At 61.0% G+C, this 14,218-nt stretch carries 18 protein-coding genes and 3 pseudogenes; 12 read left to right on the forward strand and 9 right to left on the reverse strand.

The window, feature by feature from the left end:
• Positions 1-94: 94 nt before the first annotated feature.
• The 4 genes from AIF0345_RS02210 to AIF0345_RS16585 all read right to left on the reverse strand — a co-directional run bounded on the left by AIF0345_RS02210 (position 95) and on the right by AIF0345_RS16585 (position 2,245).
• Positions 95-301, reverse strand: a complete 207-nt coding sequence (locus AIF0345_RS02210; RefSeq protein ID WP_285296992.1) for a hypothetical protein — start codon at positions 299-301, stop codon at positions 95-97.
• Positions 294-653: an Imm1 family immunity protein gene (locus AIF0345_RS02215; protein ID WP_285296993.1), complete on the reverse strand. Its 360-nt coding sequence runs from the start codon at positions 651-653 to the stop codon at positions 294-296. Before AIF0345_RS02215 ends, AIF0345_RS02210 begins: the two co-directional genes overlap by 8 nt.
• A gap of 15 nt (positions 654-668) precedes the next feature.
• The gene (locus tag AIF0345_RS16580) at positions 669-1,079 is read right to left on the reverse strand and encodes a DddA-like double-stranded DNA deaminase toxin (protein WP_353962066.1); all 411 of its coding nucleotides are present in this window, start codon (positions 1,077-1,079) and stop codon (positions 669-671) included.
• A gap of 818 nt (positions 1,080-1,897) precedes the next feature.
• Positions 1,898-2,245, reverse strand: coding sequence for an HNH/endonuclease VII fold putative polymorphic toxin (locus AIF0345_RS16585; RefSeq protein ID WP_353962056.1), 348 nt, complete (start codon positions 2,243-2,245; stop codon positions 1,898-1,900).
• An 18-nt stretch (positions 2,246-2,263) separates the two neighbouring features.
• Between AIF0345_RS16585 and AIF0345_RS02220 the strand changes: the two genes are divergently transcribed.
• The 12 genes and pseudogenes from AIF0345_RS02220 to AIF0345_RS02260 all read left to right on the forward strand — a co-directional run bounded on the left by AIF0345_RS02220 (position 2,264) and on the right by AIF0345_RS02260 (position 11,228).
• The gene (locus AIF0345_RS02220; RefSeq protein ID WP_285296988.1) at positions 2,264-2,611 is read left to right on the forward strand and encodes a helix-turn-helix domain-containing protein; all 348 of its coding nucleotides are present in this window, start codon (positions 2,264-2,266) and stop codon (positions 2,609-2,611) included.
• Positions 2,612-2,688: 77 nt separating this feature from the next.
• Positions 2,689-2,910 carry a hypothetical protein gene (locus AIF0345_RS02225; RefSeq protein WP_285296994.1) on the forward strand — a complete coding sequence of 74 codons (222 nt, stop codon included), beginning with the start codon at positions 2,689-2,691 and terminating at the stop codon, positions 2,908-2,910.
• Positions 2,907-3,107: pseudogene (locus AIF0345_RS16590) on the forward strand (transposase); the annotation flags it as partial. The gene AIF0345_RS02225 and the pseudogene AIF0345_RS16590, both read left to right, overlap by 4 nt.
• A gap of 58 nt (positions 3,108-3,165) precedes the next feature.
• Positions 3,166-3,336 (forward strand): hypothetical protein, encoded by a 171-nt coding sequence (locus AIF0345_RS02230; protein WP_285296995.1) that lies wholly within the window; start codon positions 3,166-3,168, stop codon positions 3,334-3,336.
• Between the two features lie 1,720 nt (positions 3,337-5,056).
• The gene (locus AIF0345_RS16595) at positions 5,057-5,224 is read left to right on the forward strand and encodes a transposase (protein WP_353962057.1); all 168 of its coding nucleotides are present in this window, start codon (positions 5,057-5,059) and stop codon (positions 5,222-5,224) included.
• A 142-nt stretch (positions 5,225-5,366) separates the two neighbouring features.
• A pseudogene (locus AIF0345_RS16600) lies at positions 5,367-5,915 on the forward strand (IS3 family transposase); the annotation flags it as partial.
• 73 nt (positions 5,916-5,988) lie between these two features.
• Complete coding sequence (locus tag AIF0345_RS02235) at positions 5,989-6,231, forward strand: integrase core domain-containing protein (protein WP_285297877.1); 243 nt, start codon at positions 5,989-5,991, stop codon at positions 6,229-6,231.
• Positions 6,232-6,668: 437 nt separating this feature from the next.
• Positions 6,669-7,172: a hypothetical protein gene (locus AIF0345_RS02240; RefSeq protein WP_285296996.1), complete on the forward strand. Its 504-nt coding sequence runs from the start codon at positions 6,669-6,671 to the stop codon at positions 7,170-7,172.
• A gap of 119 nt (positions 7,173-7,291) precedes the next feature.
• A complete protein-coding gene (locus AIF0345_RS02245) occupies positions 7,292-7,846 on the forward strand; it encodes a hypothetical protein (RefSeq protein WP_285296997.1) in 555 nt (184 codons plus the stop codon).
• A 779-nt stretch (positions 7,847-8,625) separates the two neighbouring features.
• Complete coding sequence (locus tag AIF0345_RS02250) at positions 8,626-9,414, forward strand: hypothetical protein (protein WP_285296998.1); 789 nt, start codon at positions 8,626-8,628, stop codon at positions 9,412-9,414.
• Positions 9,415-10,046: 632 nt separating this feature from the next.
• Positions 10,047-10,550 (forward strand): hypothetical protein, encoded by a 504-nt coding sequence (locus AIF0345_RS02255; protein ID WP_285296999.1) that lies wholly within the window; start codon positions 10,047-10,049, stop codon positions 10,548-10,550.
• 123 nt (positions 10,551-10,673) lie between these two features.
• Positions 10,674-11,228 carry a HEAT repeat domain-containing protein gene (locus tag AIF0345_RS02260; RefSeq protein WP_285297000.1) on the forward strand — a complete coding sequence of 185 codons (555 nt, stop codon included), beginning with the start codon at positions 10,674-10,676 and terminating at the stop codon, positions 11,226-11,228.
• Between the two features lie 69 nt (positions 11,229-11,297).
• On the opposite strand, the gene AIF0345_RS02265 is transcribed toward AIF0345_RS02260, so the two are convergent.
• From AIF0345_RS02265 to AIF0345_RS02275, 5 genes and pseudogenes are all read right to left on the reverse strand, one after another.
• Positions 11,298-11,648, reverse strand: a complete 351-nt coding sequence (locus AIF0345_RS02265; RefSeq protein WP_285297001.1) for an integrase core domain-containing protein — start codon at positions 11,646-11,648, stop codon at positions 11,298-11,300.
• A complete protein-coding gene (locus AIF0345_RS16605) occupies positions 11,542-11,796 on the reverse strand; it encodes a DDE-type integrase/transposase/recombinase (RefSeq protein WP_353962058.1) in 255 nt (84 codons plus the stop codon). The genes AIF0345_RS02265 and AIF0345_RS16605 overlap by 107 nt, the downstream gene beginning before the upstream one ends.
• Positions 11,797-11,890: 94 nt before the next feature.
• Positions 11,891-12,130: pseudogene (locus tag AIF0345_RS16610) on the reverse strand (IS3 family transposase); the annotation flags it as partial.
• A 52-nt stretch (positions 12,131-12,182) separates the two neighbouring features.
• Positions 12,183-12,470: a transposase gene (locus AIF0345_RS02270; RefSeq protein WP_285297002.1), complete on the reverse strand. Its 288-nt coding sequence runs from the start codon at positions 12,468-12,470 to the stop codon at positions 12,183-12,185.
• Positions 12,471-12,484: 14 nt separating this feature from the next.
• Complete coding sequence (locus tag AIF0345_RS02275) at positions 12,485-13,123, reverse strand: hypothetical protein (protein ID WP_285297003.1); 639 nt, start codon at positions 13,121-13,123, stop codon at positions 12,485-12,487.
• Positions 13,124-14,218: the final 1,095 nt, after the last annotated feature.

Raw genomic sequence — 14,218 nt, forward strand, 5'->3', positions numbered from 1 at the left:
AACGCCCCGCTATTACGCGGCCGTCGGGGGCGTAGCCCGCGGTGACCGTTGCCACCTTGCCGGGCCTCACGTTCATGGCGAGCTCTGGCCGGAGTTAAACAAGATCGGTGTGTGGTGGTGTGATTGGGAGGTGCTCGAAGTCGTAGTCGAAGGTGCGGTTGGTGATGTAGGCGGTGAAGGCCGCGAAGGTGTTCTCCGGGGTGTCGCGCTGGGCTGCCGGTCGTGTCTCGGGCAGCCCAGTGATTGGTCTTTTAGAGTTCGAGCCAAGCGATCGTGTCCAGGCGCCTTCCCGTTCACGCAAATTCAATCAGGCACATCTCTGCAAGTTCAGATGAAATGATGGACTCGTGGGGCAGTTCGATCGTACTTCTGATCGAATTCCCTGAATAGTCAAGAAAAGTGATATCGGGACCCTTGCTGTGCGTGCCGACACTCGCATACATCGTCGTCTCGTCTGAAGACGTGTAATATGCAACTGCGTTCGCGCCTTTAACATAAACCCTTACGTTCGGGAACCAGCGGGCGCCACATGAGACGATGAAGCGATTTGAATCCTCCTCGAAACGTCTCCTGATAAATTTCTTGAACTCGTCAAGGTTGTCTAAAGTCAGATCATCTTCGTAGAAATCCTGAACATTAATAACGTGCTCCATTAAAACTCCTCACGTCTATTCAATAAATGGCGACCTAGAATTACCTACGCGAGTCGTGGGCGTGTGATGCCAGTACCGCTTGGGGGTTGCGTCGTCCGGAGGGATGACGCGTATAACAGACCCTTCCTCGAGTAGAGTCGGGGTATTCGAATGGCACATGCCGCACGTGCCATTAGGGTGATTGACGTACAGTTCCGCTTCGTTTGTCCCTTCTGCTCGCATATATAAGGCTCCTTGACCTTCAACGTGCCTTGCGGCCGGAAGTGGCTTAAGGTTATCCGGAAGAGCGGGTCCGGGTGAGCTTATGAAATTCGAGTAATGAGCCTGGGTTTCCGCGTCACTCCACCTTAGGGCTCCAACCGTGGTTTTCCCATCAGATTCAGGGAGAACGGGCCACCCAGTTGCAGCGTCTTTGTTTAATTCCAGCCATACTTACAAGGTAGCGGGCGCATCGCGATGGAATGCCTCTATCTGGCTGAAGTATCCGTACTGCGCCGCTATCTTGGCTTCGTAGACGTCGTTCCAAATCGCGGTAGTGACTCCCCGTGGACTCGATGTAATGCGGATACAGCGCAGGCCGCCGGTGAGGGATCCTCGCACATGAAGATATGACAGATCGGATATCCGTAAATACAAGCGCAAGGCGTTGTGCCCTCGACGTGCCCACCTGGTTGGGAGCGGGTCGGGGGTGTCAGCAAGCTCTACCGTGAGCCGAGCATCTTCGGGAAAATGCTCGATGAGCATCCGCGAGCAGATCGCCCCCTCCAAGGAGGGCGGGCGTCGGTTGAACACCTCGAGCAGGCCTCGGGATCTGAAGAAACCAGAGGCCCACCAGTTAATGGGGGTATTCGCGCTTGGGTCAGACATAATATCTATATACCTTGTAGTAGTCTAGCGTACACACATTCGACCTCATCCGCATGCTGCGCCCTTCTCTGGACAGGGTGACTTCAATGCGCCCGCCCGGAAGAGCTTGTACGTCCAGTCCGCTCGTGTCCGCGTTTACTTCGCTGCTGACATCCACCTGCCCATGACACTCTAGGAACAGGTCGAGCATGTCGCCACCTTCAGTCCACCAGTCTGGTAGATTCTGAGGAATCTGCCGGACGTCAATGCGCAGCCTCACGACACCTAAGGTGTGGTCTATATCAAGCGCATCGGCGCGCACATTAACCGGATCAGGGCCCTGCGGCCCATATAAGTCGTAGACTATTCCCCCGCCACTTATAGCACTATAGTCAATGTTATTGGTTGGCGCCATTAACGTTACTCCAATCCCCGAATCCGTAGTGACCTAGGGTTCCTGGCACTTCTCCTGTATCAAGGTTGGTTGATGGTCTCACATTGAAGTGAGGACCCTGGTCCCCTTTACCTCCTTCGCCGAACGCGTGCCCTGCCGCATGGTCCTGGATGACGATATGGTCGTGACTGGGATCGGTGAAATGGTATTCGCGTGTCCAAATTACCCCCTCATGGTCTTGGTATGCTTGCGCCTTTGGTGCGCCTCGAAGTTTTACGCTATGGCTGGAATTAAACAAAATGGCATTCTGGGGCGGCTGCTGCGGGATTCCTGGTTGGCGTCTGCGGAGCATCTGGTATAGGACTGCCTCGTGCGGATCGGCATGACGGACGAGGGGCGGGACATCCTCATCAGGTGGAAGAAGCGCTCGGACACCTACAAGCTTGTGAGAATGAGGGCGGAGGCGATTGTGTACGCTGCCCGTGGCGTTGGCCTGGATACTGTCGCGGAGATGGTCGAGCGGGCCGAGGGGAGGGTACGTGAGTGGCTGTCGCGGTGGCGGCAGGCCAGGCTGGGCTCCGTGGTAACCGGTCATGCCGTGGGCGGGAGCGCGGCGAGGCTCAAGCGGGCGCAGAAGGAGGAGCTGGAGGAGACCCTGAGGAGACCGCCGTCGGAGGCGGGCGCCGGGGCCGGCTTCTGGGACGTCCCGGCCCCTTGAGGACGTCGTGTCCATCAAGCTCCGGCGTCGAGTACAGGTCCGAGTCCTCCTATCGGCTGCTCATGCGCTTTCTGGGCATGAGTTTCAAGCTCCCCGACCCGTTCGAGGGGCGCCGCGACGAGAAGGCCATCGCCAGGCGGATGGCCCAGATCCGGCGCCAGGTCAACGATCTGCTCCAGGGCGGATGGGAGGTCTGTACCGTCGACGAGGTCCGCGCCCGCCACGAGGCCGAGACCCGACGCACGCGGCCCTCCCCAGGGGGAGGAGGGCAAGGCTGTACGTGGACCGTAAGAAGGTGAGCCGGTCGTTCTTCGGGGCACTGAGCCTGACGACCAAGAAGATGAGGATCTACCCCATCGAGGGAAACCAGGACGCCGAGCAGACCGCCCTCATGATGGGTCGCCTGGCGCGCGAGACCGATGAGGGGAAGAAGATCGCGGTGGTCCTGGACAACGCCAGGTTCCACCACGCCAAGGCTTTGAACGATCTTTATGCCCCTGGTCAGGCTCTGGAGCGCATCACGCCCATCTACATGCCCCCGTACGCCCCCGACCTTGGGTCCCACAGAACACGTGTGGAACGCCGCCAAGAACAATGTCGCCAACCTCCAGCGCGACACCCCGGAGAACACCTTCGCGCCCCTCACCGCCTACATCACCAACCGCACCTTCGACTACGACTTCGAGCACCTCCCAGTCGCACCGCCACACACCGATCTTGTTTAATTCCAGCCATAGCAACAGAAGACGGCTGCTCGCCTGCAGGTATTCTGGCGTCGCGTTTGGCGGCTCTGAAGGCAGCATTTCTGGAGTCGAAGATCGTGGGTTCTTCACTTGGCTTTACGTCTCCTGCGCTTGGTGTGTCGCAGGGGTCGAGTCCTTTCTTTTTTGGTCCGGTGTCGTTGTGGACGAGGATGGGTTGGTTGGTGGTGGTGTGGACGTGGTAGTTGTTGGTGGCGGGGACGTGGAGGTTGTGGACGGTGGTGGTGCCGGTGGCCTGGATGGCCTGGACTGGACTGCCGGGCGTGTCTCGGACAGCCCTGAAAGCGGTGTCTCGGGCTGCTTGTCTTGCTGCTCGGTGCTCCTGGTCGGCCTCGCCCTGCGTCCTGTGCCCCAGGGCGGAGTGGAGTTGTTTCTGATCGTGTGTACCGGGCTCGACCTGGGAGGCAGTATCCCGGATGGTCTTGCTTCTTGCGGTGGTGGACCATCTGATAGACCCTCTCGTTCCTTGAGGGTCGCACCCGCCGACTTCCGCCCAGGCACCCGCCCAGCACACTCCGGTCCTGCCCGTGGAAGCGTTGATCTCATATCTCCCCAGATGCTGGGCGAGTTGCTCGGAGGTGTACTGGCACCCCCGGCCTGGGGTGGAATACCGTCTCTCCTGTCGTGTGCGGGCACCTGCGGGCCGCCATATCGATCGCCTCGCATAACGGAGTCGGTGCCGCGTGTTGTCGCCCCAATCGCGTACCCGACTGCTTTCTTGGTGCAGCAGCCGGGGACGGTCGCCAGGTACACGAATCCCTCCCAGGTGCGGATACAGGTGGGTGTCGCCCACCCACCTGCTCTCCCGGCCTGTTGGCGGTGAAGTTCCGCCGGACCAGGTCGGGGCGCGAGCCCGGGCCCGGCGGCCGGGACGGTGGCGCCGGGTCCTTTCGGCGTGGCTGCGGCCTGGCGGGCCCTGGGAGCGCACGGGCGGTGCGCACCGTGTCCGGGCTCGTCTCAACGCCTCTGCGGGCCCCGGCGGCGTGGACCCTTCGGTACCCGCAGGGTGCCGCGGGAGCTGTTGAGGACCCACTCGATCAAGGCGCTGAGCTCCTTTCTGCGTCGTGCGGGTCTTGATGGCCGCCTCCCTGTCCAGGCGTAGTACCCGGACCTGGATACTCTCAGACAGCGGCACATCATGGTGATCGGGTAGCTTCCTGTCTACCGCGGTGGACGCAGCGCGTACCGGGCGCCTACCGGGACCCTCTGGGCGAAGGAAGGAAGCCGCTTTTCTCGGAGCTCGCTTCCCCACTCCTGGCCTCTCGCAGCCAGGCGCGCAGCCTCCTGTTCTCCGCCGACTGCTCGGAGGATGCCTCCGCGTCGACAGCCTCCGGGTGGTCCTTCCTCCATTTCTTGACCCAGTTTCCCACCGCCCCAAGGAACCAGCCCGTAGGACCTCGCCACCTCCGCGATAGTCCGGTCCTTCTCGACTACCTCAAGGACCACCTGCTCCTTGAGCCCACTACTGAGTCCCTGTGCCGACATAATCAGATTATACCTCATCTCTCAAAACAGTACTCTTTCCACCACTGTCCAAGAAACACCAGGCACCTCACCGGCGTGAGACCATGCGCCGCCCGGACGGGACGGTGACCCGCTACCTGTACGACGGCAACAACTGGAGTGAGTGGTTTTTCTCGGACAGTGGGGACCCGGTGTTCTGGTGGCGGGATAGGATGGGATTATGTCGAGAGTGAAGTACTCGGATGAGTTCAAGGCGCAGGTTGTGCGTGAGATCGTGGAGAAGGACCGGACGATCGCGTCGGTGGCTGCTTCTTATGATCTGCCGGCCCAGAGGAGTGGTGAGCTGGGTGGGCAGGTACCGCAGGGATCATTCCACCGCCCAGGATGAGGAGGGTTTCCGCAGCGAGTCGGCTGAGACCAGGAGGCTGCGCGCCGAGCTGCGCAACGCCAGGAGTGGTGATGCGAGTTCCTAAAAAAAAGCAGCGGCGTACTTCGCGAGGGAGCAGAAGTGACTCGCAAGGTACGAGACCATTCACCGCCAGGAGCACAGCTACCCGGTCGCGCTGATGTGCCAGTGGGCCGGAGTATCGAAGTCCGGCTACTACAGCTGGCGCAGCAGGCCGGAGTCGGCGACTACCACCAGAAGACGCAGACTGGCCCTTTTCATCAGGACTGAGTTCAGTGCCTCGGACGGAACCTACGGGTACCGGCGCATCACCGCGGCCCTGTGGCGCAGGGGCGTGGTGGTGGACCGCGACACGGTGCGCTCCATCATGCGTGAGCAGGGCCTGGTGGCCGCACAGCCCCGCCGAAAGGTCCGCACCACCACCCCGGCCGCGGACCTGGGCTCGCGTCCCGACCTGGTCAAGCGGGACTTCACCGCCAGCCAGCCGGGAGTGAAGTGGGTAGGCGATATCACGTATATCAGAACCTGGGAGGGACTTGTCTATCTGGCGACCGTCCTGGACTGCTGCACCAAGAAAGTGGTCGGTTATGCGATGGCGGACAACATGCGCACCGACCTGATATGCGAGGCGATCGATATGGCGGCCCGCAGGTGCCCGACGAGGAGGGGGAAGACGATCTTCCACCCCAGGCCGCGGCAGCCAGTACACCTCCGAGCAGTTCGCCAGGCACCTGAAAGGCTACGGCATTCATCCTTCGGTGGGCAGGACCGGGGTGTGCTGGGACAATGCCTGGGCGGAGTCGTTCAATGCGACCCTGAAGAACGAAAGAGTCCACCGAATGGCGTACCCCACGAGACGCAAGGCCATCAACGATATTGCCTCGTGGATCGAGCTGATATACAATCAGACGCGTCTTCACTCGGCGCTCGGGTACCGGACGCCCAACGAGGCCGAACACGATTTGGTAAGCAGTAACAAAGCCGCCTGACCAACACAATCAACCACAGTCCGAGACACGCCCGGCAGTCCAGTGGGCGGTAGGCGGGGGAGCCGGCCCACGAGCGCCCCGCGAGTCAGATTTTGGTGTCAGTAGTGGCAGCGATATCGTCGGTGGCGGGCCCGCCCCGACATCGCCCACGGACGTGGTAAGGGGGGCCTCGGCCTTTGCTTCTCCTGAAGAAGCTAGTAAGCATCTCAACGGGTGGGCTCACCGTCTGCCCGCGGGCAGTGAGCTTCCGGAGGGGGTGAGCGTCCACGCCGACGGCAGAGATGTGGAGGGGCTCAGGGCCCCTGGGCACCGGACGATCCACCCAACTCGGGAGATGACGTTGGACGAGTTCCGCAGGAAGTTCGAGTCATTGGATTGGCAGAAGGATGTCAAGATCAAGAAACAATCATGATTACGCTAGCGTCGCCGAGCTTGCGGTGGCGGCTGCGGACAAGGGGTATGAGGCTGAGCGTCTTCTGGGGTCGCCTGGGGCCGTGGAGGAGGTCATGCCGGTACTGAGGGAGTGGCTCGACCCCCATTACCGGCGACGAGCCAAGCCTGGGGAAGGTTCTGCGACCGCCGCTCTCGCTGTGGCGGGTTTTCTCGACTGCTCGCGGATCCGGGAGCTGGCCCCCTCGCTGATGTACTGGACGGACGTTATTGCGGACCGTATGAGGGTGTTGCGGCTGCTGGGGCACCTCGACCACTCCGACATCCGGAGACTCGAAGTCGCCTACGTCAGGGACAAGCTGAGAACCTCGAGTGTTCCTGACTGGGTGGATTACCGGGATGCCGCTGACGTGCTGTATCACTTCGGTTTCTATGATGAGGTGCGCTGGGTCATCGACCAGGCCCTGGCCCACGAGGATCCGCAGATACAGCAGGAAGGTCGCGAGATGGAGGAGGACTTCTCCGCCGCCCTGGAGGCCGGGGGCGAGTAGGCCCGCTCGCGGCCGTAGGGAATGTCCTTCAAGACGCTGAACAATCCGCTTAACGACAAAAGGGGGTGGGCAGCCCGGCCGCGTTGCCGGGTCGCCCGCCGCAGGATGGGAGCACCACCGTGTCAGAACCAAATGACGACAACACCGGCGGGGCCGCCGACCTGGCCCTAGCCGTCATGCAGAAGGATTGCGAGGCCGGGAGCCTTATCTACTTCCACGGGGATGTGGAGCAAATTATTCCGGTTCTGGAGGAGTGGCTGGATCCTGCCCGTCGGCCGCGGGACAGCACGGGGAGGGACCCGGTCATGGACGCGCTGTCCGCGGCGAGGTTCCTCGAGTACGGCGACATCCACAGGGTGGCTCCCTCGTTGATGCCGTGGCTGTACTGCGACCGGTACCGTGTGAGGGTGGTGGAGCTGCTGGGGCACCTCGACCACGCCGGTGTCCAAAGGATCGTGGTCCCCTGGGTCAGGACCAGGCTCACCACCAGTACGGGTGGTCTCGGCCCGTCGGACTACCGGGTATCCGCCGCTGCCCTGGAGCATCTCGGCCTCTACGACCAGGCGCGCTGGGTCGCCGACCAGGCCCTGGCCCACGAGGACCCGCAGATCCAACAGGCCGGACACGACATCAGGCAACAGCTCCCGACCACACCGGGTAACCACACCGAGTAACCATGGACCCAACCACCAGCAGACCACCAGAGGAGATGAGCTGTCCAGTGTTTCTCGGACAGTGGTGGAAAAAAAGACGAATTTGAGAAGCGAGGTTGAATCGGTGGGCTGTCGGGCGGGTGCCTGGGCGGAGTCGTTCAATGCGACCCTGAAGAGCGAGAGAGCCCACGCCGATGGTGTACCCCACGAGACGCAAGGCCATCAACGATATTGCCTCGTGGATCGAGCTGATATACAATCAGGCACGTCTTCACTCGGCGCTCGGGTACCGGACGCAGGGCGAAGCCGAACACGATTTGGCAAGCAGTAACAAAGCCGCCTGACCAACACAATCAACCACAGTCCGAGACACACCCGGCAGTCCAGTCAATCTTGCTAGCGAGTTACGGAATCACGACATCCTCTACGGCGATAGCGGTTCCTCCACCAACATTCAGGGTCGCAAGTGGCCCGGAGGTCCAGGTAAGACATCATTCCCGGAAGAGTGGTCTGATGGCCAGATCATGCACAATGTATCAGACGAACCGACCCGAATGCACTTTGGGGGCAACAGACTGGGCCGGTGAAGTCTTTGTACACCAAAGGCGTCACCCCTGCCCGCGTTGTGAGTGTAGGAAAACGAGAGGGGGTAAATATTAAAGCTGTCGCAGAGCCGGCGGGGCAGGAGATAGTCACCGCATATCCCGTTCCGGGGGGCTATAAATCCTCCAAATCCTTTTTGATTAAGCATCAAAGCCCAAGGATTGTTGGCACTAAAAGGAATCGAAAGGAGAGGCATTTTGACGTCACGCGATATTCGAGACGCCCTCATAGACTGCGTCATTATCGCGGACGAGTTGCTGCCCGGACTGGTTGCGCAGATTTTAGAGTATGTTGCTCACGGAGAATTTGAATTGGCGGCAGATCTTCTGTTCGAGTACGCGGAGACTCCGCCCAAGGATCCGCTGTTGCGCAAAATGGTCAAGTTGGCCGACGAGCTAGATGTGAAGACCGGCCAATACTTTAAGTATTGGCGGACCGCAAATAACTCTCCAAGGGTCTATGGACCAGATAATCCTGTAGCGGTCCGCAACACATCGCTCCCCGTGTCCTGGACGCAGGAGGACGTGGACGCTTGCGTGGACCTTATGTTGGAAGATGGTCTGGATAATTTTAAACAGATTCAACTGACTGGACGAATAGGTGAACCTTTTGCCAAGAACGGCACAAGTCCTCTTTACTGGATTATTGCAGATCTACTGGGAGAACAAGTTAGCATTGTCGCAGATCCCTTGCACGGCAAGGTGATTAGCAATAATCAAGTATTTATAGATGCGTCTTCTGTTGGCAAGCGGGTACGAAATTTGCTGCTACAGGTCGTCAAGAATCCCGAACTGCAACAGGGAGATTTCTCCGTCATGCTTCATCTTATCGGAAATGGGGAGTGGGGCGCCGCTCTCGCCATTCTGTGTACACAACTGTATGAACGAGGAGCCGCTATTGGCAAAGATGAATTACGCATCATATGCGATGCTGGTCAACTTGTTTGCGTCGATGTCGACACCTTATTGGGTGGCCTTGAGCCTTAATTCGTAGAGTGCGCTTAAATGTGATTTTACGGATGGCCTGGAGGTTTCCGGAGGGTTTTTAACGGATTACCGGCGTGATAGACATTAAACAAACAGCCCTCCGAGACTCCTTTCGTGGGTTAATCGATATGGGATTACTTCACGCAGATCGGCATGACGTGGGGAGCGGGGTATTCTCTTCAGATGGGGGGGCGTTCGGACGTCCTGCAAGCCAGCGGGGACTGAGGGCGGGGGCGGTTGTGTGCGCCGTCCGCGGTGTCGGCCTGGATGCTGTCGCGGAGATGGCCAAGCGGGTCGGGGGAGGCGGTGCACGAGTGCCTGTCGCGGTGGCGGAGGGGATGGGCCGGGCCCTCGTGGTGACCGGGCACGCCGTGGGTGAGAACACGATTTGGCAAGCAGTAACAAAGCCGCCTGAGCAACACAATCAACCACAGTCCGAGACGCACCCGGCAGTCCAGTCCACGTCGACGGCGGAGATGTGAATGGGTACGCCGTACGGGGGCACCGGACGATCCACCCTACTCGGGAGATGACGTTGGACGAGTTCCGCAGGAAGTTCGAGTCATTGGATTGGCAGAAGGATGTCAAGATCAAGAAACAATCATGATTACGCTAGCGTCGCCGAGCTTGCGGTGGCGGCTGCGGACAAGGGGTATGAGGCTGAGCGTCTTCTGGGGTCGCCTGGGGCCGTGGAGGAGGTCATGCCGGTCCTGAGGGAGTGGCTCGACCCCCACCACCGAGGAGGAGCCGACTCCAGGGAGGATTACGTGATGGATACGCTTGCTGTAGCGTATTTTCTCGACTGCCCGCGGATCCGGGAGCTGGCCCCCTCGCTGATGTACTGGGCCTACGTTATCAGGTACCGCATGAGGGTGTTGCAGCTGCTGGGGCACCTCGACCACTCCGAGATCCGGCGGGTCGTGGTCCCCTACGTCAGGAATGAGCTGACCACCTCGAGCAGTCTTGAATGGGAGGATTACCAGGATGCCGCTAACATACTGTACTACTTCGGTTTCTATGATGATGTGCGCTGGGTCATCGACCAGGCCCTGGCCCACGAGGATCCGCAGATACAGCAGGAAGGTCGCGAGATAGAGGAGGACTTCTCCGCCGCCCTGGAGGCCGGGGGCGAGTAGGCCCGCTCGCGGCCGTAGGGAATGTCCTTCAAGACGCTGAACAACCCGCTTAACGACAAAAAAGGGGCGGGCAGCCCCCGACCCTGGTGTCGGGGCGCCCGCCGCGGAACTGGGAGCACCACCGTGTCAGAACCAAATGACGACAACACCGGCAGGGCCGTCGACCTGGCTCTCGCTGTTGCGGAGAAATTTTATAAGGGTGGGCATTTCCTGTACTTCTACGGTGATGTGGAGCAAATTATTCCGGTCCTGGAGGAGTGGCTGGATCCCGCCCGTCGGCCGCGGGACAGCACGGGGAGGGACCCGGTCATGGACGCGCTGTCCGCGGCGAGGTTCCTCTCATACAGACAGATCTACAGGGTGGCTCCCTCGTTGATGCCGTGGCTGTACCATGAGCGGTACTACGTGAGGGTGGTGGAGCTGCTGGGGCACCTCGGCCACTCTGATATCCGGAAGGTCGTGGCCCCCTGGGTCAGGACCAGGCTCACCACCAGTACGGATGGTCTCGGCCCGTCGGACTACCGGGTATCCGCCGCTGCCCTGGACCATCTCGGCCTCTACGACCAGGCGCGCTGGGTCGCCGACCAGGCCCTGGCCCACGAGGACCCGCAGATCCAACAGGCCGGACACGACATCAGGCAACAGTTCCCGACCACACCGGGTAACCGCACCGAGTAACCATGGACCCAACCACCAGCAGACCACTGGACTGCCGGGCGTGTCTCGGACAGCTCTGAAAGCGGTCTTTCAGGCTGCTTGTCTTGTTGCTCGGTGCTCCTCCTCGACCTCGTTGGGCGTCCTGTACCCCAGGGCGGAGTGGAGTCGTTTCTGATTGTATTCCAGCTCGATCCAGGAGGCAATATCCCGGATGGCCTTGCTTCTTGTGGGATACACCATCTGATAGACCCTCTCATTCTTCAGGGTCGCGTTGAAGGATTCTGCCCAGGCATTGTCCCAGCACACCCCGGTCCTGCCCGTGGAAGCGTTGATCTCATATCTCCCCAGATGCTGGGAGAACTGCTCGGAGGTGTACTGGCACCCCCGGTCCGAGTGGAATACCGTCTCTCCTCTTGTGTACGGGCACCTGCGGGCCGCCATATCGATCGCCTCGCATAACGGAGTCGGTGCGCATGTTGTCCGCCATCGCATAACCGACTGCTTTCTTCGTGCAGCAGTCCAGGACGGTCGCCAGGTACACGAACCCCTCCCAGGTGCGGATATAGGTGATATCGCCCACCCACTTCACTCCCGGCCTGTTGGCGGCGGGAGTCCCGCCGGACCAGGTCGGGGCGCGAGCCCAGGTCCGCGGCCGGGACGGTGGTGCGGACCTTTCGGCGTGGCTGTGCGGCCTCCAGGCCCTGGGAGCGCATGATGGAGCGCACCGTGTCCGGGCTCGTCTCAACGCCTCTGCGGGCCAGGGCGGCGTGAGTACGGCGGTACCCGTAGGTGCCGCGGGAGCTGTTGAGGACCCACTCGATCAAGGCGCTGAGCTCCTTTCTGCGTCGCACGGTTCTTGATGGCTCCCGGCCCAGCCAGGCGTAATAGCCTGATCGAGACACTTTCAGGCAGCGGCACATCATGGTGATCGGGTAGCTTCCTGTCTACCGCGGTGGATGAACGTGTGCCGGGTGGTTACCGGGACTCCTGCGCGAAGAAGGAAGCCGCTTTTTTCAGGAGCTCGATCTCCATCCTGGCCTCTCGCAGCTCGGCGCGCAGCCTCCTGTTCTCCGCCGACTGCTCCGCACCGACCTCGGAGTCCACGGACTCCGGGTGGTCCTTCCTCCATTTCTTGACCCAGTTTCCCACCGTCTGAGGAACCAGGCCGTAGGACCTCGCCACCTCGGCTATTGTCCGGTCCTTCTCCACGACCTCGCGGACCACTTGCTCCTTGAGCTCACTACTGAATCTCTGCGCCGACATAATCAGATTATACCTCATCTCTCAAAACAGTACTCTTTCCACCACTGTCCAAGAAACACCAGGCACCTCAGTTCGTCCGGGCCTGACCCGCCTTGTCCGTGTGGAGGCTGGGTGTGGAGGCTGGATACGCCCAGGATGTTCACTTTCGAGTTCCACTTCGGCATGTTGTCCTCGAAGAAGGATTCGGGGGGGTCTCCCGGGTACCCATAGGAGGGCAGTGGCTCTATGAGTCCGGGGATCTCGAGGGCAAAGAAATCCAGACCCGTGGCCGAGAAACTGAAATCCCATTGGTACCTCAGGCCCATCGTAGATATGAAGAGAAAGGAGTTTGGGCGGGGGACTATCCAGTAGGAGTTGATGGGCTCTCCGATGGGGCCCTGGCGGTGGCGGGGGTAGGAGTAGTCGAGGTTGTGAAAACCCCTGCCGACTATGAGGCAGGTGTTGCCCTCGTGGAAGTTGTCCGTGCTCCGGTTGTCCAGGAGTAGGAGGATCTCGGCGCGGCGCGGGTCGATGAGGATGTCCAACAAGCCTGCCAAGAAGAGAGTGTTGTCGCCGCCCAAAGGGTCGTCGTATCCCTGCAGTTGCGGCAGTGCCTTGAGGTCGTCTGTCGACAGACGCGGCAGCTGGCGGATCTCGATCGTGTCGGTGCCCATTTGTTCTCCTTCCGGGGAGTGGGGCTAGCCGGTCAACTTGGCCAGAGAGCCGGGTACTGTCCGAACTCCAAGGGTATATGCCATGCCGGATCGGATGGGGAGAGCGTCCTTCCGGTGGCGGAGTGAACGGCTTGGTTGCCCTTATTAAGGTAGTTCACGTAACTGTTAGGATAAGGGTACCTCCCTCCCTTGGGGACCATCACGCGCGTCTCCACCACGTTGGGGCGAAGTCCTGGCGTTCCCTTCGGTACGGTGAACACTGTCCCGGCTCCCCGGTTTGCAGGCCAAGTTGCGGTTCTGGAGATCGCTGCGGGGTATTCCGTTCCATTGAGTGTGACGGTGGCCGGTGACTTGGATGCGGCTGCGCCGCCCGCCAATCCGCCGAGAGCTCCGCGTCTTTGGCGCCGTTCCAGGCGCCTTGGCGGATGCCCTGCCAAACGTCTCCTCCGGTGGCCAGGGAGCCCAGGCCCCCGGTGGCGGCACCGGACAGGGAACCGGTAGCGGCTCCGGAGACTGAGCCGACAGCGCCTTGGGCGAGGTGCTGACCGATGGGAATCATACTGGCGTGCTTGGTGGCGCGGACCATGATGGTTTCACCGACCTTGGTCTTGGCGGCCCACTGGAAACCTTTGCCCGCTCCAAAGCCGATGCCTCCGCCCAGGGCGCCCAGGGCCCCGCTCATGAGAACCTCGCCGGCGTTGACGGGGTAGTCGGTGCAGAGCTGGTCGATGAGACTGGCTCCGCCGCCCAGGACGGCTCCGGCGATGAGCGCGACCCCAGGCCTTGGGCGCCGGGGACGAAGGCCAGGCCGACCCCGGCGACGATGGCCAGGGCGGTACCCCACTTGGAGGAGTTGGCCTTTGGCCTTACGGTAGCCGTCGAGTTCCTCGGCGGTGACGGGGTGCAGGCTGGCGATGTCGAGGTGTGCGATCGGCCGACGTTATCCGTCTGGCGAGAGATTCGCCTACGGCGACTGACCAGGTGCTGTGATGTGTGTTCAGTTGGCCAGGCCGAGGCGGGTTCGGGCTTGGGCGAGAGTGTAACTGTAGGGGGTGCGTGTGCGGTTGGTGATGAGGTAGGAGGGGTTGTGGTAGA

It is taken from the genome of Actinomyces israelii (assembly GCF_030253495.1).
GTDB lineage: Bacteria > Actinomycetota > Actinomycetes > Actinomycetales > Actinomycetaceae > Actinomyces > Actinomyces israelii.

Excerpts from the sequence above, each read along its gene's own strand:
- AIF0345_RS02215 (WP_285296993.1), bottom strand. The coding sequence starts at position 653 with ATGGAGCACGTTATTAATGTTCAGGATTTCTACGAAGATGATCTGACT.
- AIF0345_RS02275 (WP_285297003.1), bottom strand. The coding sequence starts at position 13,123 with ATGGGCACCGACACGATCGAGATCCGCCAGCTGCCGCGTCTGTCGACA.
- AIF0345_RS02265 (WP_285297001.1), bottom strand. The coding sequence starts at position 11,648 with ATGGCGGCCCGCAGGTGCCCGTACACAAGAGGAGAGACGGTATTCCAC.
- AIF0345_RS16585 (WP_353962056.1), bottom strand. The coding sequence starts at position 2,245 with ATGCTCCGCAGACGCCAACCAGGAATCCCGCAGCAGCCGCCCCAGAAT.
- AIF0345_RS02225 (WP_285296994.1), top strand. The coding sequence starts at position 2,689 with ATGAGTTTCAAGCTCCCCGACCCGTTCGAGGGGCGCCGCGACGAGAAG.
- AIF0345_RS16595 (WP_353962057.1), top strand. The coding sequence starts at position 5,057 with ATGTCGAGAGTGAAGTACTCGGATGAGTTCAAGGCGCAGGTTGTGCGT.
- AIF0345_RS02270 (WP_285297002.1), bottom strand. The coding sequence starts at position 12,470 with ATGTCGGCGCAGAGATTCAGTAGTGAGCTCAAGGAGCAAGTGGTCCGC.